1 protein-coding gene is annotated in these 449 nt (G+C 43.9%); it reads left to right on the top strand.

All coding sequences use genetic code 11. The annotated features are described in order from the left end of the window. Positions 1-449: hypothetical protein (locus ciss_RS13355; protein ID WP_166504009.1), on the top strand; the 449-nt coding region annotated here is incomplete at both ends.

The raw sequence follows: 449 nt of genomic DNA, 5'->3' as shown, positions 1-449 counted from the left end.
TTTTGGGATACCGAGCTACACTAAAAACCTTGCAAACAAGAGCTGTACTAATTGTCACGTAACGGCGAAAGCCAGTGATATACCAAAAGACAGCCGGAACAAAGCGGTAAGCTACGCAATTGCTAAAGGAGTATTTCCGGTAGTAAACAAAAAATTTGGGGCCAATAAGTATATAACCGGGGATGAGCTAAAAGCAGCCATTCAGCGGGCAAAAGGTTCAGTATCTTATAGTGGAAGTACAGCAACTCTGACGAAAACCCAATTAGCCCAGGCTATATTTACGGAATTAGGGATAACCGTCAGTGATAGCAGCTATGACAGTGAAGTAAACGGAGTAAAGAGCAAGATTGCGAACTATAATGAAAACGAAGACCGGGCATTGGCGTTAGCGGTAGCGCGGGGAATAATCCCGGTAGTAGCCAAAACCAAGACTGGTTTATATGCGGTAA

The sequence above is a fragment of the Carboxydothermus islandicus genome, assembly GCF_001950325.1.
Taxonomy (GTDB): domain Bacteria; phylum Bacillota; class Z-2901; order Carboxydothermales; family Carboxydothermaceae; genus Carboxydothermus; species Carboxydothermus islandicus.
This window is presented reverse-complemented; position numbering and strand designations above follow the sequence as displayed.